Source organism: Sphaerochaeta sp. (assembly GCA_022482495.1).
Classification (GTDB): domain Bacteria; phylum Spirochaetota; class Spirochaetia; order Sphaerochaetales; family Sphaerochaetaceae; genus RUG023.
Window position 1 is genome coordinate 21934 of the sequence record JAKVPA010000005.1, and the last position, 20454, is coordinate 42387.

Below are 20454 nucleotides of genomic sequence, written 5' to 3' on the forward strand. Positions count from 1 at the left end.
CCAGGGCACGTAAGGAGAGAGATATGGCAAAGAAGGTAACTGCGATCATCAAGTTGCAGTGCCCGGCTCAGAAGGCCACACCGGCGCCCCCGATCGGACCGGCTCTTGGTCCTCATGGAGTCAGCGCTCCCAAATTTGTCCAGGAATTCAATGCCCAGTCCAAGGATTATGAACCGGGCTTGGTGGTTCCTGTCGTCATCACCGTCTACGCGGACAAGAGCTTCACGTTCATTCTGAAAACCCCTCCCGCATCCATTCTGATCAAGAAGGAGCTGGGGTTGCAGAAGGCAAGCGCCACGCCGAACAAGGCGAAGGTCGGCAAATTGACCAAGGCGCAGTGCGAGAAGATCGCGAAGATGAAGTTGAACGACCTGAACAGCAATTCGCTGGAGACGGCCATGAAGGTCATCGCCGGAACTGCTCGGAGCATGGGCGTTGAGGTGGAGAAATAACTATGGCGCATGGAAAGAAATATCGCGAAAGCGCGAAAAAGATTAACCACGAGAAGAGCTATTCCTTTGACGAGGCTGCGGCCTTGGTGAAGGAAATGGCGTACGCCAAGTTCGACGAGACGATTGATCTCGCCGTCAAGCTCACCTTGAAGAAGAGCCAGAGTGTCCGTGACACCGTGGTGCTTCCCAACCAGTTCGCCGCCCAGAAACGGGTGTTGGTGTTCGCCAAAGGCGCCAAGGCTGATGAGGCCAAGGCCGCGGGTGCCGCGTACGTTGGGGATGACGATCTGATCGAAAAGATCAAGGGTGGCTGGCTTGACTTCGACGTTGCCGTCGCTACGCCGGACATGATGAAGGATGTCGGTCGTCTCGGCCCGATCCTTGGACGCAAAGGCTTGATGCCGAACCCGAAGACCCAAACGGTTACGTTTGAAGTAGGGAAGGCGGTCGCCGAGTTGTCCAAAGGCCGTACGGAGTTCCGCTCCGACAAGACCAACGTCGTGCACCTGCCGATCGGCAAGGTTTCCATGGAGCCGCAGAAAGTGGCGGAGAACGCCAAGGCGGTCGTCCAGGAGATCATCCGGAAGAAACCCAGTGACGCCAAGGGCGATTACATCGGTTCTGTGGCGCTGTCTTCCAGCATGGGCCCTGGCGTCCACGTGGAAACGGCGAACTTGATGCAGGCTGACGCCGCGGTATAAGGAGAGAGATATGGAAGGATATAAGACTCGTATTACTCCCGAGAAAGAGGCTGCCGTCAAGGCGCTGCATGACGAATTCGCCCAGTACGACGGATTCATCTTCACCGATTACCGTGGGATGACGGTCGAGCAGATCACCAAGGTCCGCAAGAACCTGATGAAGTCCCAGGGCAACTATCGGGTGGTGAAGAACCGCTTCGCCAAGATCGCATTGAACCAGCTGGACTACAAAGGGTGCGACGCGCACCTGAAGGGGCCCACCGGCATCGCGCTGGTCAAGGGAGACACGACCAACGTCGTTGCCAAGGAGCTGTTTGCTGCGAAGGATGACGGTGCGCCGATTGATATCAAGGGCGGCCTTGTGGATGGTCAGATGCTGGATGTCGCGCAACTTGAGGCGTACAGCAAACTGCCTAACCGTGAAGAGCTGCTCTCCATTTTGCTTGGCACGATGAAAGCGCCGGTGCAGAAGCTGGCCGCTACGTTGTTGGCGTATGTGAAGAAGATGGGTGAAGGTGAGCCTGCGAAGCAGGAAGCCGCGCCCGCCGCGAATTAACAGTCTTAGTCTTCGTTTGCAGTAACCTGCTATGACTGTAGAAATAATTGAAGGAGAAGGTAATATGGCTACCAAAGAAGAAATTATTGACGCGATTTCGAAGATGACGGTTCTTGAGATCTCTGATCTCATCAAGATGATGGAAGAGAAGTTCGGCGTTCAGGCCGCTGCGGCTGCCGCCGCACCTGCTGCCGCCGCTGCCGCTGGTCCCGCCAAGGACGAGCCGACCGAGTTCAACGTGATCCTGAAGAGCTCCGATCCGACCAAGAAGATCGCTGCCATCAAGGAAGTCCGTAACCTGACCGGTGTTGGTCTTGGTGATGCCAAGGCGATTGTCGAGGCCGGAAACAAGACCATCAAGGAGAATGTTTCCAAGGCTGACGCGCAGTCCATCAAAGAGAAACTTGAAGCGGCTGGCTGTGTGGTTGAAGTCCAGCCGGCAAGCTGACCTTCATCGATTGCTGTGTGAGCGCGCCACCAATGGGTTTTTCCCCTTGGTGGCCTGCTCTGTCTTTCGAAACTCCGAGAGGAGTGAGTTCGTTTGTCCGAAATGTCTGGAGGGTACATGATGGTTGCCAACGGCAAAGCCATAACACGCACGTACATCGGCTCTGATTTTCAAGAGGTTTGTGAGCTTCCCAACCTGATCGGCGTACAGCTGGACAGCTATGAGCGTTTTCTGCAGCTGGACGGGTACAAGAAAGGCGAGGCTCCCAATCCCGCGTATGGACTGGAAAAAGTGTTTCAGTCCACGTTCCCGATTGAAGTTCCAAATGGCGAGATGCGGCTCGTTTACAAGGGCTACAAGATTGACCTGGACAACATCAAGTTCTCCGAGACCGAATGCAAGAAGAAAGGACGCACCTACAGCGTCCCATTGAAAGCTACCATCAGCCTGGAGTTCAACACCGGGGAGATCCGTGAGAAGGAAATCTTCTTCGGTGACATCCCGTTGATGACCGACCGTGGCACGTTCATCGTCAATGGCGCTGAACGGGTTGTGGTAAGCCAGATCCACCGGAGCCCCGGAGTCATCTTCAGCAATGAGAAGGACGTCTATTCGTCCCGCATCATTCCGTACCGCGGTTCCTGGCTGGAGTTTGAGATTGATGAGAAGAAACGGTTGATCTACACCAAGATCGACCGGAAGAAACGTATCCTGGGCACCCTGTTCCTCAGGGCCATCGGATACGATACCCGGGAAAAGATCGTCGCCGAGTTCTACAAGAGCCAGGCGGTCGAGCTGAGTGACGCCACGAAGAATGAAGTGGAGAACCGCTACCTGTTCAAGGACATCTACGATACGGTGGATGGGGAGCGCAAACGAATCCTTCGTGCCGGTGACCAGCTGCATGCCCACGAGATCGACGAGCTGATCCAGCGGAAGATCACCAGCGTGGAGCTGGTTGACATGGACAACGCCGATACGCTTCACTCGGACATCGTTCTGAACTGCTTCAAGGAAGAAGACGCCAAGTACACGTCCGAAGGGCTGGATGAACCGTCCAAGGAAGATGTGCTGACCCCGATCTTCACCGTGCTGATGCCCGGTGAAATGGTCGCCGTGGATCGTGCCGAGAAGGATCTGCCTGAAATGTTCTTCTCGCCGCGCAAGTATGACCTGGGCGCCGTCGGCCGGTACAAGTTCAACAAGAAGTTCGGCAGCGAGGATGATTCCACGGACATCACGACGTTGCAGCCGAAGGACATCGTCAACACGATGGCCTATTTGATCCGTGTATTCATCCGTGAGAAGAACATCGATGATATCGATCACCTTGGTAACCGTCGTGTCCGCTCCGTCGGCGAGCTGTTGCAGAACGCCCTGAAAGGCGCGTTCGCCCGTATGGACAAGATCGCCAAGGAACGGATGAGCCTGATGATGGCCGACGAGCATTCCAAAGAGTCGGCCAAACCGCAGGATTTCATCTCCATCAAGCCGATCGTGGCCGCGGTGAAGGAATTCTTCGGTTCTTCCCAGTTGTCCCAGTTCATGGATCAGGTCAACCCGCTTTCCGAGCTGACCCACAAGCGTCGTCTGAACGCCCTCGGCCCCGGTGGTCTTTCCCGTGACCGTGCCGGATTCGAAGTCCGTGACGTCCATTACACCCATTATGGTCGTATCTGCCCGATCGAGACTCCTGAAGGTCCGAACATCGGTCTGATCGTCTCTCTGGCCAACTATACCCGGGTCAACGAGTATGGCTTCCTGGAGACGCCGTACCGCAAGGTGGTGGATGGCATCGCGACCAAAGATGTCAAATACCTGGATTCCAACGACGAGGAAAAGTACATCATCGCCATGGCAAACGCCAAGTTGGACAAGGAAGGGCACTTCCTGGACAAGGAAGTCCCTGTCCGCCACGCCGGTGATTACACCACGCGTCCCGCTTCCGAAGTGTCCTGGATGGATGTCTCCCCGAAGCAGGTAATCAGTGTCGCCGCCAGCTTGATTCCGTTCCTGGAACATGATGACGCCAACCGTGCGTTGATGGGTTGTAACATGCAGCGCCAGGCCGTTCCTCTTCTGTTCCCCGAGGTTCCGCGTGTCGGTACCGGTATGGAGCAGAAAGCGGCGTATGACAGCGGTGTGTTGGTCAAGGCCAAACGCGCCGGTGTCATCCAGTACGTCTCCTCCACCAAAGTCATCATCAAGCCGGACAAGAGCGACATTGAAGGCGAGGTGGACTACTACGAACTGCAGAAGTACCAGCGGACCAACCAGGATACCTGCTTCAACCAGCGCCCGATCATCAGTGTCGGCCAGCATGTGGATGCAGGCGGGGTGCTTGCCGATGGACCGGCGACCCAGAACGGGGAGCTTGCCCTGGGACGCAACATTCTGGTCGGATTCGTGCCGTGGAACGGGTACAACTACGAGGACGCTGTTCTGATCAGCGAACGGGTGGTGAAGGATGATATCTTCACGACGATCCATATCAAGGAGTTCACCACCGACATCCGTGAGACCAAGCTCGGACCGGAGAAACTGACCCGTGATATCCCCAACACCAACGAGAAGCTGCTCGAGGCGTTGGATGAGGACGGTATCGTCCGCATCGGGACGATGGTCCGGCCGGGATCGATCCTCGTCGGAAAAGTCACCCCGAAGAGCGAGAGTGACACCACACCGGAGTTCAAGTTGCTCAACTCGATCTTCGGTGAGAAGGCCAAGGAAGTGCGTGACACCTCCCTGAAGGTCCCCCATGGGACGGAAGGGACGGTCATCGACATCCAGCGCCTCTCCCGCGCGGAGAACGATGAGTTGCCCGCCGGTGTCAACGAGACGGTCAAGGTGTTGATCGCCACCAAGCGCAAGCTTCGTGAAGGCGACAAGATGGCTGGACGCCATGGAAACAAGGGTGTCGTCTCCCGGATCCTTCCGGAAGAGGACATGCCGTACATGGAAGACGGCACGCCGCTTGATGTCTGTCTGAATCCGCTGGGCGTACCTTCCCGTATGAACATCGGACAGTTGATGGAAACCCAGCTCGGCTGGGCCGCCGTCTCACTGGACGAGTGGTACTCCTCTCCGGTGTTCCAGAGCGCGTCGATGGACCAGATTGAGGCGAAGATGAAAGAGGCGGGGCTTCCCACCAATTCCAAGGTGACGCTGTACGATGGCAGGACGGGTGTCCCGTTCGTCAACAAGGTGTTCTGCGGGTACATTTACTACCTGAAGCTGCACCACTTGGTCGACGACAAGATGCATGCGCGTTCCACCGGTCCGTACTCGTTGGTCACCCAACAGCCGCTGGGCGGCAAGGCCCAGTTCGGTGGCCAGCGTCTCGGAGAGATGGAGGTCTGGGCGTTGGAGGCGTACGGCGCCGCCAATACCTTGCAGGAACTCCTGACCATCAAGAGCGACGACATGAACGGCCGTGTGAAGATCTATGAGAGCATCGTGAAAGGCGAGCCCGCCACGGCGGTCGGCATGCCTGAGGCGTTCAACGTCCTGGTGCAGGAGATCAGGGGATTGGCATTGGATATGTCCGTGTATGATTCCAATGGGAAACAGGTTCCGCTCACCGAGCGTGATGAAGAGCTGATCAACAAGCAACAGAAAGGCTCACTGAACAACTAGGAGTAGACGGATGAATGAGATTCGTGATTTTGATAGTGTAATGATCCGGCTCGCTTCGCCGGAACAGATCAAAGCGTGGTCCTATGGCGAAGTGAAGAAACCGGAGACGATCAACTACCGGACGTTGCGCCCGGAGCGCGACGGGTTGTTTTGTGAGAAGATTTTCGGAACCACCAAGCAGTGGGAATGCTACTGCGGAAAGTTCAAGTCCATCCGGTACAAGGGCGTGATCTGCGACCGGTGCGGCGTCGAGGTGACGGATACCAAAGTCCGTCGTGAGCGTATGGGGCACATCACCCTTGCCGCTCCCGTGGCCCACATCTGGTACTATCGTGCCGTTCCCTCCAAGATGAACATGTTGCTGGACATCAGCCGCAATGCGTTGCAGAGTGTCCTGTACTACGAGAAATATATCGTCATCGACAAGGGCGACACGACGCTGAAGGACAACCAGATCCTCTCCGAAGAGGACTACCAGAAGTATCTGGAGCAGTTCGGGGAAGGAAGTTTCGACGCCGAAATGGGCGCCGAGGCGATCCGCAAGCTTCTGTCTCGCCTGGATCTGCAGAAACTGTCCACCGAGCTCCGCAACAAGATGCGGGAGCGTGAGGACAAGGCGGACAAGCGGCTTCTGCAACGGATCGAGGTGGTGGAGAACTTCCGCGACAGCGGCAACAAGCCTGAGTGGATGATCCTGACCGTCATTCCGGTCATTCCTCCTGATCTGCGCCCGATGGTCCAGCTGGACGGTGGTCGGTTCGCAACCAGCGACCTGAACGATCTGTACCGCAGGGTGATCAACCGTAACAACCGTCTGGAACGGCTGGAGACGCTGAATGCCCCGGACATCATCATCCGCAACGAGAAACGGATGCTGCAGGAGGCGGTCGACGCCCTGTTCGACAACTCCAAGCGGAAGAAGGTAGTCAAAGGCGCCTCTTCCCGTCCGTTGAAGAGCCTCTCCGACATGCTCAAGGGAAAGCAGGGCCGGTTCCGCCAGAACCTGCTGGGCAAGCGTGTCGACTATTCCGGACGTTCCGTCATCGTCGTCGGACCGGAACTCAGGATGCACCAGTGTGGTCTTCCTTCGAAGATGGCGCTGGAGCTGTACAAGCCGTTCTTGATGAAGAAACTCGTCCAGGACGGTGTGGTGTACAACATCAAGAAAGCAAAAACGCTGGTCGAGGAAGAGACTGAAGCGGTGTGGTCCATTCTGGATGACGTGGTGAAGGAACACCCCGTCATGCTGAACCGTGCCCCTACGCTGCATCGTCTGGGCATCCAGGCGTTTGAGCCGGTGCTGGTGGATGGCAAGGCCATCAAGCTGCACCCGCTGGTATGCCACGCGTTCAACGCTGACTTCGACGGCGACCAGATGGCAATCCACGTACCGCTTACCCATGCGGCCCAGATGGAGTGCTGGACGTTGATGCTCTCCGTCACCAACCTGCTGGATCCGGCGAACGGCAAACCGATCGTTTATCCGTCCCAGGACATGGTGCTTGGCATCTTCTATCTCACCCGTGAGATGAAGGGCGCCAAGGGTACCAACAAGTACTACGACAACATCGGGGAGATGGAAATGGCCATCGAGAGCGGCGCGCTGTCCTACAACGCGGCGATCCGGTACAAGATGCCCAGCGGCGAGAAGATCCAGACCACAGCAGGTCGTGTGATCTTCAACAGCGTACTGCCCGAAGGGATCCCCTACCAGAACAAGTGTCTGGGAGACAAGGATCTGAAGAAGTTGATCGGGGAGACGCTGAAGACCCGTGAGAATTCCGTGGTCGTCCAGATGCTGGACTCCATCAAGGATGTCGGCTACAAGTACTCCACGCTGTTTGGCGCGACGATCGGTCTGTCCGACATGATCGTTCCGGAGGAAAAGAAAGAGCTGGTATCCAAGGCGGAGCAGGAACAACAGAAGATTCTCGACCAGTACCGCCAGGGCCATATCACCCAGGAAGAACGGTACAACCGTGTCATCGACGTCTGGACGCAGACCAACAACAAGCTGTCCAACGTGCTGATGGGCGAGTTGGAAAAGAGCCAGAACAGCTTCAACCCGCTGTTCTTGATGGCCGATTCCGGCGCGCGTGGTTCCAAGACGCAGATCAGCCAGTTGGGCGGTATGCGTGGCTTGATGGCCCGTCCGAACGGCGACGTCATCGAGTTCCCGATCAAGTCCAACTTCAAGGAAGGTCTGTCCATCATCGAGTTCTTCATCTCCACCAACGGTGCCCGTAAGGGATTGTCCGATACGGCGTTGAAGACCAGTGAGGCAGGTTACCTGACCCGTCGTCTCGTCGACATCAGCCAGGACCTCGTCGTCACGATGGATGACTGCCATACGATCAACGGCATCGAGCGATCCGCCATCAGGGATGATACCGGTGAAATCGTCGAGTCGCTGGCTGACCGTATCGTCGGCCGCTGCCCGGCTGAGGATGTGCGCCATCCGTTCACCCATGAGATCATCGCTCCGGCCAACGTGGAGATTTCCGACGCCAAGGCGAAGGAGATCGAGGAAGCCGGTGTGGAGCATGTGCTCCTGCGCACCGTGTTGACCTGTGAGGCGAAGCACGGCGTCTGCCGCAAGTGCTACGGACGCAACCTGGCGACCAACCGGTCGGTGGATATCGGGGAGGCGGTCGGAATCGTGGCCGCCCAGTCCATCGGACAGCCTGGTACCCAGCTGACGCTCCGCACGTTCCACAGCGGCGGTGCCGCTTCGGCAAGCGCTGAGGAGAACAAACTGGTGTTCAAGTTCCCCGTCATCATCGGGGAGATTTCCGGCAGCATGGTGGAGCGTCAGTCCGACAAGGTGGACGTGTTCACCCGCAAAGGCCACATCGAGTGCTACAAGGTCAACTTCGAGTTGTCCAAGGAAAGCTACGACGAGTTACTCGTCCAGGATGGGCAGTCCATCGGACGCGGCACGCCGATGTACAAGAAGGATGGCAAGGAGTTCAACGCTCCGGAGAATGGTTCGGTACGGATCACCGACGGCGTTGTCCGTCTGCTTGACCATCCGACCGACCAGGTGGTCAAGGCCGGCAGTGAGCTGGTCGTCGCCACCGGGAAGTACGTTCCCGCGGGAGCCGCCATCGTCACGTTCGACCCGTTCAGCGAGCCGATCATCACCGAGGAGGGTGGTTTCACCCACTTCGTGGACATCAAGCTTGGCACGACGTTGATCGAAGAGCTCAACTCGGAGACGGGAAACATCGAGAACCGTATCACCGAACATGCGCTGGAGCGGCTCTCGCCGACCATCCAGATCACGACGGAGAAAAACGGAAAAGGTGACGTGCTGGCGTCCTACCAGCTTCCAGGCAACTCCTACCTGCAGGTGAAGGACAATGTTTCTGTCGCCAAGGGTGAAGTACTTGCCAAGATGCTGAAGGAAGGCGTCAAGACCAGTGATATCACCGGTGGTCTTCCCAGAATCGGAGAGCTGTTCGAGGCGCGCAAGCCGAAGAACGCCGCCATCCTCGCCCAGGTCAGTGGAACGGTTTCCATCGGACCGACGGTCAAGGGCAAGCGGAGTGTCATGGTCACCGATGCGTTCGGGCATGAGTACAAGCACCTGGTGCCGATGGGCAAGAACCTGCTGGTTCGTGACGGTGATACCGTCGAGGCGGCGGATCTCCTGTGTGACGGAGCGGTCGATCCCCATGACGTGCTGGATATCTGTGGTGAAAACGCGTTGCAGGCATTCCTGGTGGACGAAGTCCAGCAGGTCTACCGGATGCAGGGCGTTGACATCAACGACAAGCACCTGGGCATCATCGTCCGCCAGATGCTCCGGAAGGTCGAGATCGTCCATGTGGGCGACACCAACCTGATCCAGGGCCAGCGGATCGACAAGTACAAGTTCTTCGAGGAGAACCAGAAGGTCATCAACGAAGGCGGTGAGCCTGCCGTGGCGAGACCGTTGCTGTTGGGCATCACCCACGCATCGCTTGCCATCGACTCGTTCATCAGCGCCGCGTCGTTCCAGGAAACCACCCGGGTCTTGACAAGTGCGGCGATTGCTGGTAGTAAAGATGAGTTGCGCGGTCTCAAGGAGAACGTCATCATCGGACATCTGATTCCCGCCGGCACCGGCATGAAAGTGTATCGGGATATCAAGATGAAGGATGAGGAACTCTTCGCATTGAAGCGGAAAGCGGCTGAGGAGCAGATGAAGGCTGAACGGAAACAACAGCAACAGATGCCCGAAGACGATGACCTCGATGTGGAGAATCTTGCGGATATGAAAACCGTAAGTGACAAAGAGGGAGTGGACGAGGAGAACGACGAGGAGTGATCGGCGCCTGTTGGCGCCAATCGCCTTGGCGGACTGCCCGTCAGGAACACACCTGGCTGTCCATGCTGAGTTGCGGTTTTTGATGAAGTGGCGGCGCTGTGCCGCCACAGACCCCCGTTTGGTGAGGGACGGTGGGCCAAACAATACAAGGGAGTGTATCGAAAGATGCCTACGATTAATCAGCTGGTACGAAAGGGCCGGAAAGATGTCTCCAAGAAGACAAAAGCCCCGGCTCTCGAGGGTTGCCCTCAGAAGCGCGGTGTTTGCACCCGTGTGATGACGGTCACCCCGAAGAAGCCGAACTCCGCTCTGCGGAAGGTCGCACGTGTGCGCCTTTCCAACGGGTATGAAGTCACCGCCTATATCCCCGGTATCGGGCACAACCTCCAGGAGCACTCGGTGGTGCTCATGAGGGGCGGAAGAGTCAAGGACCTTCCTGGTGTGCGGTACCACATCATCCGTGGCGCCAAGGATACCCAGGGCGTTGCCGATCGCAAGAGAAGCCGCAGCAAGTACGGTGCCAAGAAGCCAAAGGCGTGAGGGGGTAGCGTATGTCAAGAAGAGCAAGTGCCCATAACAGGGAAGTGTTGCCTGATCCTCTGTACAAGAGTGTGGTGGTGGAGAAGTTCATCTGCCGCATGATGGAGGATGGGAAGAAGTCCATCAGCAGCGCGATTTTGTACAACGCCATGAAGACGATGGGGGAGAAGACTGGTGAGAAACCGCTTGACGTCTTCCTCAAGGCCGTTGACAACGTCAAGCCGCTCGTCGAGGTGAAGAGCCGCCGTGTCGGTGGTGCAACCTATCAGGTGCCTACCGAGATTCGTGACAGCCGCCGCGAAGCGCTGTCCATGCGCTGGATCATCACCGCTGCCCGCGCCCGCAACGGCCGGAATATGAGCGAGAAGCTCGCCGCCGAGTTGCTGGATGCGATCAACAACACCGGTGCCGCCTTCAAGAAGAAGGAAGACACCCACAGAATGGCAGAGGCCAACAAGGCGTTCAGCCATTATCGCTGGTAGACCTGTTTCAGGCCACACCAAACCACCGACGTTGTGCCGGTGGTTTTTTTGTTTTCTTTTATCGTGTCAGGTGGACGTACAGATGGGAGAGCGTGGCGGATGCCGTCATGTTCTGCCGCTGTGCGTGGATCGTCAGTACTTCCTGCTCCTTGACGGGGAACGAGAATGTGTGTGCAGAGAGGTGTCCTGCGGTCCGGATGGTGGTCTCCCATCGGATGATGCCGTTTTGGTTGGTGATCCAGAGCCGGAGCTCCGGGGTGACCTCATCCCTCACCGGCTCTTTCCCTTTTCCGGCAAAGCCGTCGCAGAACCGGTATCCGGCCGGAACGGTCACCGTCGCTAGGTGGGAGGTGACGCCTTGGTGGCCCGCTTCCAGGGTGCGATCCACCGGGACGTACACCCATTGGGTCGGATCGTCCCGCCTGGGATCGGTCTCCTCGTATCCCCGTTTTTGGAGGATCCGGGCGTACCGCTCCCTGCTGGAGAACGAGAAGAGAAGATTGCACAGGAAGATGCCGGCGTACCCGATTCCTCCGGTGGACAGGCCGATGAAGCCGAACAGAATCGTAGAGCCGAGAAGCGGTATGCCGTATGCCCAGTCACCATGGGGGAGCACGGCCAGCGGGCCGAACAGGAACGTGGGGAAGGACCATCCTTGAGTGATGCGGATGATTCTGCCGTTCTTCTGGAATTCCCTGACGTGACGCATGCTCCAAGTGTACGTTTCTGACGGAAAGAAGGCAACATTCTGAGGCGTGCAACTCATTGGGAGGCAATCAGTTTCCCAAATGCTTGACACAATGATACGATTTCCGTATAGTAGTCGAGTGCGCCTAAGGGGTAGTAGTCTCTTTATGCGCGTAGGGCCAAACCGATTATTGCCAGCGCAATGATAAGGTGGTTCCAGAATGAAAAGTTTTTTCAAAACTTTGCTATGTCGGCCGGATCGCTTCTGCCTTGCCCGTCGACCTCTGGATCCTCTTGTTATACAGCTACCAACAATCAGTGTGTCCCCAAGACAGGTAAAGGCCTTGCCTTTATGGTAACTTATATGATTTGCGGCGATACAAGGATGATCGCCACAAGGAGGAAACGATGGCAAAAGAAAAATTTGTGAGGAATAAGCCGCACGTAAACGTCGGGACCATTGGGCACATCGACCACGGCAAAACGACCCTCACCGCCGCAATTACCTTGCATTGCGCAAGGCTGTACGGTGACAAGGCATTGGACTACGACCAGATTGACAATGCCCCCGAAGAGAAGGCTCGTGGTATCACGATCAACACCAGACATGTTGAGTATCAGACCAAGAACCGCCACTACGCGCACGTTGACTGCCCGGGACACGCCGACTACATCAAGAACATGATCACCGGTGCCGCCCAGATGGACTGCGCAATCGTTGTTGTCGCTGCTACGGACGGACCGATGCCGCAGACTCGTGAGCACATCCTGCTGGCGCACCAGGTTGGTGTACCGTGCATCATCGTGTTCATCAACAAGTGCGACCTTGTCGACGATCCCGAGCTGATCGACCTCGTCGAAGAGGATATGAGAGAGCTGCTGACGAAGAACGGATACGATGGGGAGCATTGCCCTGTAATCCGCGGATCCGCCTTCCAGGCCATGACGCACCCGGATGATCCGGAGAAGACCAAGTGCATCGACGAGCTGCTGGACGCGATGGATACCTACATCCCGCTTCCTGTCCGTGATATGGACAAGCCGTTCCTGATGCCGATCGAAGACATCTTCACCATCAGCGGCCGTGGTACGGTTGTTACCGGTCGTGTGGAGCGTGGAACGGTCAAGGTGAACGATCCGGTTGAGATCGTCGGTATCAAGGAAACCAAGGCTTCCGTCGTTACCGGTGTCGAGATGTTCAACAAGACGTTGGATATCGGCGAGGCTGGCGACAACATTGGTACCTTGCTCCGCGGTGTCGACAAGAAGGACGTCGTCCGTGGTCAGGTTCTGGCCAAGCCGGGTTCCATTCATCCGCATTCCAAGTTCACCGGTGCCCTGTATGTACTGAGCTCCGAGGAAGGTGGACGGCATTCTCCGTTCTTCACTGGGTATCGCCCGCAGTTCTATTTCCGCACCACGGATATCACGGGTACGGTTATGCTGCCCGATGGTGTCCAGATGGTCAAACCGGGCGATCACTGCTCGATCAACGTTGAGTTGATCCACCACATCGCTATGGACAAAGGTCTCCGCTTCGCTATTCGTGAAGGTGGAAAGACCGTTGCTTCCGGCCAGGTCACCGATATTCAGGACTGAGGTTTTTTAGGAATGCCTTGCCGGCATTCAAATGTGCTGGCAAGGCCCGTTTTTTGGAGGAATAATGGCTAAAGAAAGAATCCGGGTAAGACTGAGAGGCTTTGATGTGGAGCTCGTTGAACAGAGCGCCAAAGCCATCGTCGATACCGTAGTGAAGGCCGGTGCTACTGTTTCCGGACCTGTACCGCTCCCGACTCGTATCAATAAGTATACAGTCCTCAGATCGCCCTTTGTTAACAAGAAGTCTCGTGAGCAGTTCGAGATGAGAACCCACAAAAGGCTGATTGACATATTGGATCCCACATCAAAAGTCATGGATGCCCTCATGAAACTTGAGCTCCCTGCCGGTGTTGATGTTGAGATTAAACAGTAAGAGTTGAGGTAAGAAATGTTAGGGCTTATCGGCAAGAAAATTGGAATGACCCAGGTGTTTGACGCGCAAGGCAGGCTCACACCTGTAACGGTTATAAAGATTGAGGATAATGTGGTTGTGGCACAGCGCACCGATGCGAAGAATGGCTATAACGCGGCAGTCCTCGGTTCCATTGACAAGAAGAAAAGCACCGTCACCAAGCCGTATGCCGGCCAGTTCAAGGATATTTGCGAACCGAAGCAGGTTGTTGCTGAGTTCCGTGATTATGAGAAGGACGTGAAGGTCGGGGAAGTGCTTGGAGTTGATGTTTTCAAAGACGCGACGTACGTCGACGTGTCAGGAACATCGAAAGGAAAAGGATTCGCCGGCGCCATAAGGCGTTACGGATTCAGTGGCGGCCGTGATACGCATGGTTCCAAGTTCCATCGTGATCTCGGTGGTACTGCTATGTCATCTACGCCAGCACGCACGTTCAAAGGCCACAGAATGGCCGGCCACATGGGTGTTGATGCAGTTACGGTGCAGAACCTGAAAGTCGTCAGGATTGACGAGGATCTGCAGGTTCTCATGGTGAAGGGAGCGATCCCCGGTCCCGCCCATAGCGTCGTCATCGTGAAGAAAGCGATTAAGAAGTAGGGGCGAGAGATATGGAAGCGAAAGTTTTTTCTACTGATGGGAAGGAAGTCAGAAGCATCGAGCTGAACGATGAGGTGTTTGGCCACAAGGTCAGCAACGGATGCATCTACTACGCCATCAATAACGAGCTTGCCAACCGCCGTGTTGGTACGGCCTGCACCAAAACGCGGGCTGAAGTCAACTACAGCAATACCAAACCGTACAAGCAGAAGGGTACGGGTAACGCCCGTCAGGGTGACAAGAAGTCCCCGTTGCTGGTCGGTGGCGGTACGATCTTCGGACCCCGCCCCCGCGAGTATGGCTGGGTGCTGCCTAAGAAGATGAAGCGGTTGGCCATGAAAAGCCTCCTGACGCTGGGCGTCAAGGAGAATCGTTTGGTGGTTGTTGAGGATTTCACTGCCGCCAATGGCAAGACCAAGGAGTTGATCTCCATCCTGAAGGCGTTCAATCCGGACGAGACCCGCACGCTGGTCGTCCTGAAGGGCAATGACGCGTTGCTTCGCCGTGCCGCACGGAACATTCCGTATGTGCACGTCCAGGCGTACGACAAGCTCAGTGCTCACGAACTCCTCTACGGACGGAAGATTCTGGTCCTTGAGACCGCCGCGAAGAATCTGAACGATTTTTACGGTGAAACCAAAGAGGCCGCGAAATGAGAGCTGACCAAGTGATTATTGCCCCGGTGTTGAGCGAGAAGAGCAATCTTGCCCGTGAAGGGGAGACGAAGAAGTACACGTTCCGGGTGAACATGGACGCGAACAAGCTGCAGATCAAAGAAGCAGTGAAGACGTTGTTCAATGTGACGCCGGTGAAGTGCAACACCATGATTGTGAAAGGAAAGCCTAAATTTACCAGAGGCAAGGCGGGATTCGTCCTCGGTACTACTGGTGACTGGAAAAAGGCTGTCGTGACCCTGGCCAAGGGTGAAAGCATCCAGGCCATCGAAGGCGTATGAGGAGAGAGGTAGCATATGGCTCTTAAAAGTTACAAGCCCAATACTCCTGGCCTTCGCCAACGGACCACTTTGGTCTTCGACGAGTTGACCACGAACAAACCGGAGAAGTCCCTGACCAAGTTCCTGCACAGGACTGCGGGCCGTGACACCTTTGGTCGCATCAGTGTCCGTCGCCGTGGCGCAGGTTGCAAACGGAGATATCGTATCATCGATTTCAAGCGGGACAAGTACGGCGTTCCTGGTACGGTGAAGACCATCGAGTATGATCCCAACCGGACGGTGAACATCGCGCTGGTGTTCTATGCCGATGGCGAGAAGCGGTACATCATCGCTCCGCAGAACCTGAAAGTCGGACAGAAGATCGTCAGTGGACCAGACGCGCCCCTTACCACGGGAAACGCCCTTCCTCTGAAGAACATTCCGCTTGGGTTGATCGTCCACAACGTCGAGCTGACCAAGGGCCGTGGCGGCCAGTTGGTCCGCGCTGCCGGGCTTGGCGCCACGGTGGTCGCCAAGGAAGGCGACTATGTGACGCTCCGCCTGCCTTCCGGTGAAATGCGCATGGTGTTCAACGAATGCTACGCCACCATCGGTACGCTGGGGAACTTCGACCACATGAATACCAACCGTGGCAAAGCCGGTGTGACCCGCCATTTGGGCATCAGACCGTCGGTACGTGGTACGGCAATGAACCCGATCGATCACCCGCATGGTGGTGGTGAGGGCAAGACCCATACCGGTCGTATTCCTGCGACGCCTTGGGGCAAGTTGGCAAAGGGCGGACATACCCGCTCCCTGAAGAAGCCGTCCAACGCATTCATCGTCAAGAAGAGGAAATAGGAGTTTACCGTGGCTAGATCAATCAAGAAAGGACCGTTCGTAGAGCGCAAGTTGTACAAGCGGATCCAGGAATCAAGCAAGACGAATCAGAAGTCGATGATCAAGACGTACTCCCGGGCCTCAACGATCATCCCTGAGATGGTGGGATTCACGATCTCCGTGTACAACGGAAAGACATGGATTCCTGTGTATGTGACCGAGAACCTGGTCGGACACAAACTCGGTGAGTTTGCTCCTACCAGAATTTTCCGCGGGCACTCATTGAACGCCGACAAGGCTGTGCCGGCCGGTAAGTAAGAGGTACCACGATGCAAGAGAAAAAAGGATATACCGCTACGGCAAAATACCTTCTGGTCTCTCCGTCCAAGGTGCGCCCTGTCGCCGACCTGGTGCGGATGAAGCCCTATCCTGAGGCAGTCGCCATTCTGGAGTCAATGCCACAGAAGGGTTCACGTCTGATCCTGAAGGTGCTGCAGAGCGCCTGCGCCAACGCGTTGGATCGCAACAAGAAGATTGACGAGGAAAACCTGGTCGTCTCCGAGCTGCACGTCGACGACGGCCCGAGGCTGAAGAGAGTATGGCCCAGATCCCATGGGAGGAGAGACATTCTCCTTCGCAGGATGTCGCACATTACCGTCACTGTTGACGAGAAAACGAGTGTGAGGAAATAAATGGGCCAGAAAGTTAATCCAATTGGACTTCGGTTGGGCATCAACAAGACCTGGAAGTCGAAGTGGTTTGTGGATCGCAAGGAGTATGCAGACACGCTGCATGAGGACCTGAGGCTTCGCAAGGAGCTTCTGGAATGCCCTGAGGTCCAGGGTGCTGAGATTTCGGATGTGGAAATCATCCGCAAGCCTCAGCGTGTCACCGTGGTCATCACCACCAGCCGGCCGGGGATCATCATCGGCAGCAAGGGTGCCAACGTTGAGAAACTTGGCCTCCGCCTGCAGAAGCTTTCCGACAAGAAGGTGCAGATCAAGATCAAGGAGATCAAGAAGCCCGAGGCTGACGCCCAGCTGATCTCCGCCAACATTGCCCGCCAGTTGGTCGCCCGCGGTTCGTTCCGCAGAGCGATGAAGATGGCGATTTCCAAGGCGATGCAGAGCGGTGCGCAGGGCATCAAGGTACGTCTTTCCGGACGTATCGGCGGTGCAGAGATCTCCCGCAGCGAGTGGATGAAGGAAGGTCGTGTGCCTCTTCACACTCTTCGCAGTGACATCGATTATGGGTTCACCACGGCGAACACCTCGTTCGGATGCATCGGCGTCAAGGTGTGGGTGTTCAATGGCGAAATCTATGAGCACGTGCAGAAAGATGATGCCGGTATGGTAGCCAAGAAACCGCTGAAGGTTGACGACAGTGGGGACGTGGTTGACAGCACTACCGGGGCAAGGAGTTAAGCCATGCTGAGTCCGAAGAGAGTAAAATACAGAAAGAGGCAGCGTGGTGACCGCAAAGGCATCGCCCAGAGCGGCAACACGATTGCGTTTGGGGAATATGGCTTGATGGCGACGGAGCCGTTGTGGGTGACCAACCGCCAGATCGAGGCAGCGCGTGTCGCGTTGACCCGTCACGTGAAGCGTGGCGGCAAGATCTGGATCAGGATCTTCCCCGATATGCCGTACACCAAGAAGCCTGCAGAAACCAGACAGGGAAACGGAAAGGGTGCGCCGGAAGGCTGGGTTGCCGTGGTGAAGACCGGAACCATCATGTTCGAGATGGGTGGCATCAGCAAGGATGTCGCGAAAGAGGCTTTGACTTTGGCCGCTTCCAAGCTACCCCTCCGTACCAGGTTCGTCGCAAGACGGGATGTGGAGTGAGCATATGAAGAATTCGTTTAAAGATTTGACCTTGGAAGAGCTGAAGGCGAAGAAAGAGGAACTGCACAAGCAGTACCTGAACCAGAGAATGGACAAGGTGCTTGGACATGTGGAGAACCCTCTTGCTGTACGCACGACGCGCAGAGCCATCGCCCGTGTCAACACTCTGATCTCCGAGTATGAGCTTGGAATCCGCAAGCCTGCAACCAAATAGGGAGTGAGATATGGAAAAAGCGTGGAGAAAGACGATGACAGGCCAGGTGGTCAGCGACAAGATGGATAAGACGATTACGGTCGCCATCACCAAGAAGACGCTCAACCCCCTGTACAAGAAGTATGTGAGCACCACCAAGAAGGTGAAGGCCCACGATGAGAACAATGAGGCGAAGATCGGGGACACCGTCCGTGTGGAGGAGTGCCGCCATCTGAGCAAGGATACATGCTGGCGTCTCGTTCAGATTGTCGAGCGTGCCCGCTGAGAGGACAGGAGAGACATTATGATCCAGATGCAGAGCTATTTGAATGTAGCGGATAACAGCGGGGCCAAACGGGTGCAGTGCATCAAGGTTCTCGGTGGAAGCCATCGGTATGTCGCCGGAATCGGTGATGTCATCGTGGTCGCCGTCAAGGACGCGCTGCCCAATGGCGCCATCAAGAAGGGTGATGTTCTGAAGGCTGTGATCGTCCGTACGAAAAAGGAATACCGGAGACCTGACGGTACCTATATCAGGTTCGATGACAATGCATGTGTCGTCATCGATGCCAACAATAACCCGCGCGGCAAGCGTATTTTCGGACCAGTGGCCAGGGAACTTCGTGACCACTATATGAAGATCGTTTCCCTCGCGCCGGAAGTGTTGTAGGAGATCAGCTATGAGACTGAAGAAAAATGACACCGTAAAAGTCATTTCGGGAAAGGACAAGGGCAAGACTGGACGTATTCTTTCCATCGATCATGACAAGGAACGCGTGGTCGTACAGGGTGTCAACATGGTCAAGAAGACCATGAAAAAGAAGAACCAACAGGACAAGGGCGGAATCATTGAGATCGAAGCCCCACTTTCTGTTGCCAATGTCGCATACGTCCTGAAGGACGGAAAGACGACTCGCATCGGGTATAAGTTCGACGATAATGGAAACAAAGTCCGTGTCGCCAAGAAGACTGGGGAAGTAATCTAATGGCAGAAGAGAAGAATGTAAAGGCCGCGGCTGAAAAGAAGCCCGCAGCCCCCAAGAAAGCTGAAGCTCCCGCCGAAAAGTTTATCCCGAACTTCAAGAGGAAGTATCTGGAGACGGTTGCTCCCGCCATGTTCAAAGAGCATGGTTACAAATCCCCGATGCAGACTCCCAAGTTGGAGAAGATCGTGGTCAGCATTGGCTGCGGCGACGCCATCGAGAACAAGAAATTGCTCGATTCCGCCGTCAAGGAGCTGGAGCAGATCACTGGTCAGCATGTCGTGAAAACCAAAGCGCGGAAATCCATCGCCAACTTCAAGCTCCGTGAGGGGCAGGAGATTGGTGCCATGGTGACCCTGCGTGGTGACAATATGTGGTACTTCCTGGAGAGGCTGATCTGCATCGCGCTTCCCCGTGTGAAGGACTTCAGGGGCGTCAATCCCAACGCATTCGATGGACGCGGGAACTACTCGCTCGGCATCACCGAGCAGATCATCTTCCCGGAGATCGACTTCGACAAGATTGAACGGATCAGTGGCATGAACATCGCGATCGTCACGACGGCGAAGACCGACGAAGAAGGGTATGACCTGCTGAAGAAGCTCGGAATGCCGTTCGCGAACAAATAAGGGTGAAGCAATCATGGCAAAGAAATCATTGATCATCAAATCCAGGAAAGAGCCGAAGTTCAGCACGAGAAGATACAATCGGTGCAGGATTTGCGGGCGTCCTCGTGGGTATATGCGTCAGTTTGATATGTGCAGAATCTGCTTCCGTAAACTGGCAAGTGAAGGCCAGATTCCTGGCGTTACCAAATCGAGTTGGTAAGGAGAAAGACATGGCTGTAAGTGATCCAGTAGCAGATATGCTCACCAAGATTAGGAACGCTAGTCTGGCGAAGCACGAGAAAGTAGATATCTCCAACTCTAAGATCAAGATCCAGATCATCAAGATCTTGAAGAATGAGGGATATGTGAAGAATTTCAAGAAGGTCACCAAAGACGGTTTCCCGTATGTCCGTGTCTTTCTGAAATACGACGAGGCACAGTCTCCGGTCATCCATGGGATCGAGCGCGTCAGCACTCCGGGTCGCCGTGTGTACACCGGCTACCGCGAAATGCCGCGTGTGTACAACGGCTACGGCATTGTGGTTGTCTCCACGTCCGCAGGTGTGATCACCGGGAAGAAGGCGACTGAGTCGAAGATTGGCGGCGAGCTGATCTGCAAAGTTTGGTAAG

26 protein-coding genes are annotated in these 20454 nt (G+C 55.8%); 25 read left to right on the forward strand and 1 reads right to left on the reverse strand.

The window, feature by feature from the left end; genetic code table 11:
- The first annotated feature begins 23 nt into the window (after positions 1–23).
- The 8 genes from rplK to rpsG all read left to right on the forward strand — a co-directional run bounded on the left by rplK (position 24) and on the right by rpsG (position 11127).
- Positions 24–452 (forward strand): 50S ribosomal protein L11, encoded by a 429-nt coding sequence (rplK, locus tag LKE28_06735; protein ID MCH3907926.1) that lies wholly within the window; start codon positions 24–26, stop codon positions 450–452.
- A gap of 2 nt (positions 453–454) precedes the next feature.
- The gene (gene rplA, locus LKE28_06740; protein ID MCH3907927.1) at positions 455–1153 is read left to right on the forward strand and encodes a 50S ribosomal protein L1; all 699 of its coding nucleotides are present in this window, start codon (positions 455–457) and stop codon (positions 1151–1153) included.
- Positions 1154–1163: 10 nt separating this feature from the next.
- Positions 1164–1709, forward strand: coding sequence for a 50S ribosomal protein L10 (gene rplJ / locus LKE28_06745; protein MCH3907928.1), 546 nt, complete (start codon positions 1164–1166; stop codon positions 1707–1709).
- Positions 1710–1773: 64 nt separating this feature from the next.
- Positions 1774–2157, forward strand: coding sequence for a 50S ribosomal protein L7/L12 (rplL, locus tag LKE28_06750; GenBank protein MCH3907929.1), 384 nt, complete (start codon positions 1774–1776; stop codon positions 2155–2157).
- Positions 2158–2277: 120 nt separating this feature from the next.
- Positions 2278–5793, forward strand: a complete 3516-nt coding sequence (rpoB, locus tag LKE28_06755; protein MCH3907930.1) for a DNA-directed RNA polymerase subunit beta — start codon at positions 2278–2280, stop codon at positions 5791–5793.
- A gap of 10 nt (positions 5794–5803) precedes the next feature.
- On the forward strand, positions 5804–10105 hold the full coding sequence (gene rpoC, locus LKE28_06760; protein MCH3907931.1) for a DNA-directed RNA polymerase subunit beta': 4302 nt from the start codon (positions 5804–5806) through the stop codon (positions 10103–10105).
- Between the two features lie 165 nt (positions 10106–10270).
- On the forward strand, positions 10271–10645 hold the full coding sequence (gene rpsL / locus LKE28_06765) for a 30S ribosomal protein S12 (GenBank protein ID MCH3907932.1): 375 nt from the start codon (positions 10271–10273) through the stop codon (positions 10643–10645).
- An 11-nt stretch (positions 10646–10656) separates the two neighbouring features.
- A complete protein-coding gene (gene rpsG / locus LKE28_06770) occupies positions 10657–11127 on the forward strand; it encodes a 30S ribosomal protein S7 (protein MCH3907933.1) in 471 nt (156 codons plus the stop codon).
- 58 nt (positions 11128–11185) lie between these two features.
- Here rpsG and LKE28_06775 read toward each other — a convergent pair whose 3' ends face one another.
- A complete protein-coding gene (locus tag LKE28_06775; protein MCH3907934.1) occupies positions 11186–11836 on the reverse strand; it encodes a hypothetical protein in 651 nt (216 codons plus the stop codon).
- 386 nt (positions 11837–12222) lie between these two features.
- Here LKE28_06775 and tuf point away from each other — a divergent pair, with 386 nt between their 5' ends.
- The 17 genes from tuf to rpsH all read left to right on the forward strand — a co-directional run bounded on the left by tuf (position 12223) and on the right by rpsH (position 20453).
- A complete protein-coding gene (gene tuf, locus LKE28_06780) occupies positions 12223–13413 on the forward strand; it encodes an elongation factor Tu (GenBank protein MCH3907935.1) in 1191 nt (396 codons plus the stop codon).
- A gap of 64 nt (positions 13414–13477) precedes the next feature.
- Complete coding sequence (gene rpsJ / locus LKE28_06785; protein ID MCH3907936.1) at positions 13478–13786, forward strand: 30S ribosomal protein S10; 309 nt, start codon at positions 13478–13480, stop codon at positions 13784–13786.
- Positions 13787–13801: 15 nt separating this feature from the next.
- Positions 13802–14422, forward strand: coding sequence for a 50S ribosomal protein L3 (gene rplC, locus LKE28_06790; GenBank protein ID MCH3907937.1), 621 nt, complete (start codon positions 13802–13804; stop codon positions 14420–14422).
- A gap of 11 nt (positions 14423–14433) precedes the next feature.
- Complete coding sequence (gene rplD, locus LKE28_06795) at positions 14434–15078, forward strand: 50S ribosomal protein L4 (protein MCH3907938.1); 645 nt, start codon at positions 14434–14436, stop codon at positions 15076–15078.
- Positions 15075–15377, forward strand: coding sequence for a 50S ribosomal protein L23 (gene rplW / locus LKE28_06800; protein ID MCH3907939.1), 303 nt, complete (start codon positions 15075–15077; stop codon positions 15375–15377). The genes rplD and rplW overlap by 4 nt, the downstream gene beginning before the upstream one ends.
- Before the next feature lie 15 nt (positions 15378–15392).
- Complete coding sequence (gene rplB, locus LKE28_06805; protein ID MCH3907940.1) at positions 15393–16217, forward strand: 50S ribosomal protein L2; 825 nt, start codon at positions 15393–15395, stop codon at positions 16215–16217.
- 9 nt (positions 16218–16226) lie between these two features.
- Positions 16227–16514 carry a 30S ribosomal protein S19 gene (gene rpsS / locus LKE28_06810; protein MCH3907941.1) on the forward strand — a complete coding sequence of 96 codons (288 nt, stop codon included), beginning with the start codon at positions 16227–16229 and terminating at the stop codon, positions 16512–16514.
- 11 nt (positions 16515–16525) lie between these two features.
- Positions 16526–16888, forward strand: a complete 363-nt coding sequence (gene rplV, locus LKE28_06815) for a 50S ribosomal protein L22 (GenBank protein MCH3907942.1) — start codon at positions 16526–16528, stop codon at positions 16886–16888.
- On the forward strand, positions 16889–17620 hold the full coding sequence (gene rpsC, locus LKE28_06820) for a 30S ribosomal protein S3 (GenBank protein ID MCH3907943.1): 732 nt from the start codon (positions 16889–16891) through the stop codon (positions 17618–17620).
- A 3-nt stretch (positions 17621–17623) separates the two neighbouring features.
- Positions 17624–18040 carry a 50S ribosomal protein L16 gene (gene rplP, locus LKE28_06825; GenBank protein MCH3907944.1) on the forward strand — a complete coding sequence of 139 codons (417 nt, stop codon included), beginning with the start codon at positions 17624–17626 and terminating at the stop codon, positions 18038–18040.
- A gap of 4 nt (positions 18041–18044) precedes the next feature.
- Positions 18045–18254 (forward strand): 50S ribosomal protein L29, encoded by a 210-nt coding sequence (gene rpmC / locus LKE28_06830; GenBank protein MCH3907945.1) that lies wholly within the window; start codon positions 18045–18047, stop codon positions 18252–18254.
- 10 nt (positions 18255–18264) lie between these two features.
- A complete protein-coding gene (rpsQ, locus tag LKE28_06835) occupies positions 18265–18519 on the forward strand; it encodes a 30S ribosomal protein S17 (GenBank protein ID MCH3907946.1) in 255 nt (84 codons plus the stop codon).
- An 18-nt stretch (positions 18520–18537) separates the two neighbouring features.
- A complete protein-coding gene (rplN, locus tag LKE28_06840; protein MCH3907947.1) occupies positions 18538–18903 on the forward strand; it encodes a 50S ribosomal protein L14 in 366 nt (121 codons plus the stop codon).
- 10 nt (positions 18904–18913) lie between these two features.
- Positions 18914–19219 (forward strand): 50S ribosomal protein L24, encoded by a 306-nt coding sequence (gene rplX, locus LKE28_06845; GenBank protein ID MCH3907948.1) that lies wholly within the window; start codon positions 18914–18916, stop codon positions 19217–19219.
- Positions 19220–19302: 83 nt separating this feature from the next.
- Entirely contained in the window at positions 19303–19845 is a 543-nt protein-coding gene (gene rplE / locus LKE28_06850) for a 50S ribosomal protein L5 (GenBank protein MCH3907949.1), read from the forward strand.
- A 13-nt stretch (positions 19846–19858) separates the two neighbouring features.
- Positions 19859–20044: a type Z 30S ribosomal protein S14 gene (locus tag LKE28_06855; protein MCH3907950.1), complete on the forward strand. Its 186-nt coding sequence runs from the start codon at positions 19859–19861 to the stop codon at positions 20042–20044.
- Positions 20045–20054: 10 nt separating this feature from the next.
- Positions 20055–20453, forward strand: a complete 399-nt coding sequence (gene rpsH, locus LKE28_06860; protein MCH3907951.1) for a 30S ribosomal protein S8 — start codon at positions 20055–20057, stop codon at positions 20451–20453.
- The last annotated feature ends 1 nt before the right edge of the window (position 20454 follow it).

Coding starts and splice junctions, on each gene's coding strand:
- LKE28_06775 (MCH3907934.1), bottom strand. CDS start 11,836: ATGCGTCACGTCAGGGAATTCCAGAAGAACGGCAGAATCATCCGCATC.
- rpsJ (MCH3907936.1), top strand. CDS start 13,478: ATGGCTAAAGAAAGAATCCGGGTAAGACTGAGAGGCTTTGATGTGGAG.
- rpsQ (MCH3907946.1), top strand. CDS start 18,265: ATGGAAAAAGCGTGGAGAAAGACGATGACAGGCCAGGTGGTCAGCGAC.
- rpoC (MCH3907931.1), top strand. CDS start 5,804: ATGAATGAGATTCGTGATTTTGATAGTGTAATGATCCGGCTCGCTTCG.
- rplJ (MCH3907928.1), top strand. CDS start 1,164: ATGGAAGGATATAAGACTCGTATTACTCCCGAGAAAGAGGCTGCCGTC.
- tuf (MCH3907935.1), top strand. CDS start 12,223: ATGGCAAAAGAAAAATTTGTGAGGAATAAGCCGCACGTAAACGTCGGG.
- rplC (MCH3907937.1), top strand. CDS start 13,802: ATGTTAGGGCTTATCGGCAAGAAAATTGGAATGACCCAGGTGTTTGAC.
- LKE28_06855 (MCH3907950.1), top strand. CDS start 19,859: ATGGCAAAGAAATCATTGATCATCAAATCCAGGAAAGAGCCGAAGTTC.
- rplX (MCH3907948.1), top strand. CDS start 18,914: ATGAGACTGAAGAAAAATGACACCGTAAAAGTCATTTCGGGAAAGGAC.
- rplL (MCH3907929.1), top strand. CDS start 1,774: ATGGCTACCAAAGAAGAAATTATTGACGCGATTTCGAAGATGACGGTT.
- rpsL (MCH3907932.1), top strand. CDS start 10,271: ATGCCTACGATTAATCAGCTGGTACGAAAGGGCCGGAAAGATGTCTCC.
- rplP (MCH3907944.1), top strand. CDS start 17,624: ATGCTGAGTCCGAAGAGAGTAAAATACAGAAAGAGGCAGCGTGGTGAC.
- rplB (MCH3907940.1), top strand. CDS start 15,393: ATGGCTCTTAAAAGTTACAAGCCCAATACTCCTGGCCTTCGCCAACGG.
- rplN (MCH3907947.1), top strand. CDS start 18,538: ATGATCCAGATGCAGAGCTATTTGAATGTAGCGGATAACAGCGGGGCC.
- rpsG (MCH3907933.1), top strand. CDS start 10,657: ATGTCAAGAAGAGCAAGTGCCCATAACAGGGAAGTGTTGCCTGATCCT.
- rplA (MCH3907927.1), top strand. CDS start 455: ATGGCGCATGGAAAGAAATATCGCGAAAGCGCGAAAAAGATTAACCAC.
- rplV (MCH3907942.1), top strand. CDS start 16,526: ATGCAAGAGAAAAAAGGATATACCGCTACGGCAAAATACCTTCTGGTC.
- rplK (MCH3907926.1), top strand. CDS start 24: ATGGCAAAGAAGGTAACTGCGATCATCAAGTTGCAGTGCCCGGCTCAG.
- rplW (MCH3907939.1), top strand. CDS start 15,075: ATGAGAGCTGACCAAGTGATTATTGCCCCGGTGTTGAGCGAGAAGAGC.
- rpmC (MCH3907945.1), top strand. CDS start 18,045: ATGAAGAATTCGTTTAAAGATTTGACCTTGGAAGAGCTGAAGGCGAAG.
- rpoB (MCH3907930.1), top strand. CDS start 2,278: ATGGTTGCCAACGGCAAAGCCATAACACGCACGTACATCGGCTCTGAT.
- rplD (MCH3907938.1), top strand. CDS start 14,434: ATGGAAGCGAAAGTTTTTTCTACTGATGGGAAGGAAGTCAGAAGCATC.
- rpsC (MCH3907943.1), top strand. CDS start 16,889: ATGGGCCAGAAAGTTAATCCAATTGGACTTCGGTTGGGCATCAACAAG.
- rpsH (MCH3907951.1), top strand. CDS start 20,055: ATGGCTGTAAGTGATCCAGTAGCAGATATGCTCACCAAGATTAGGAAC.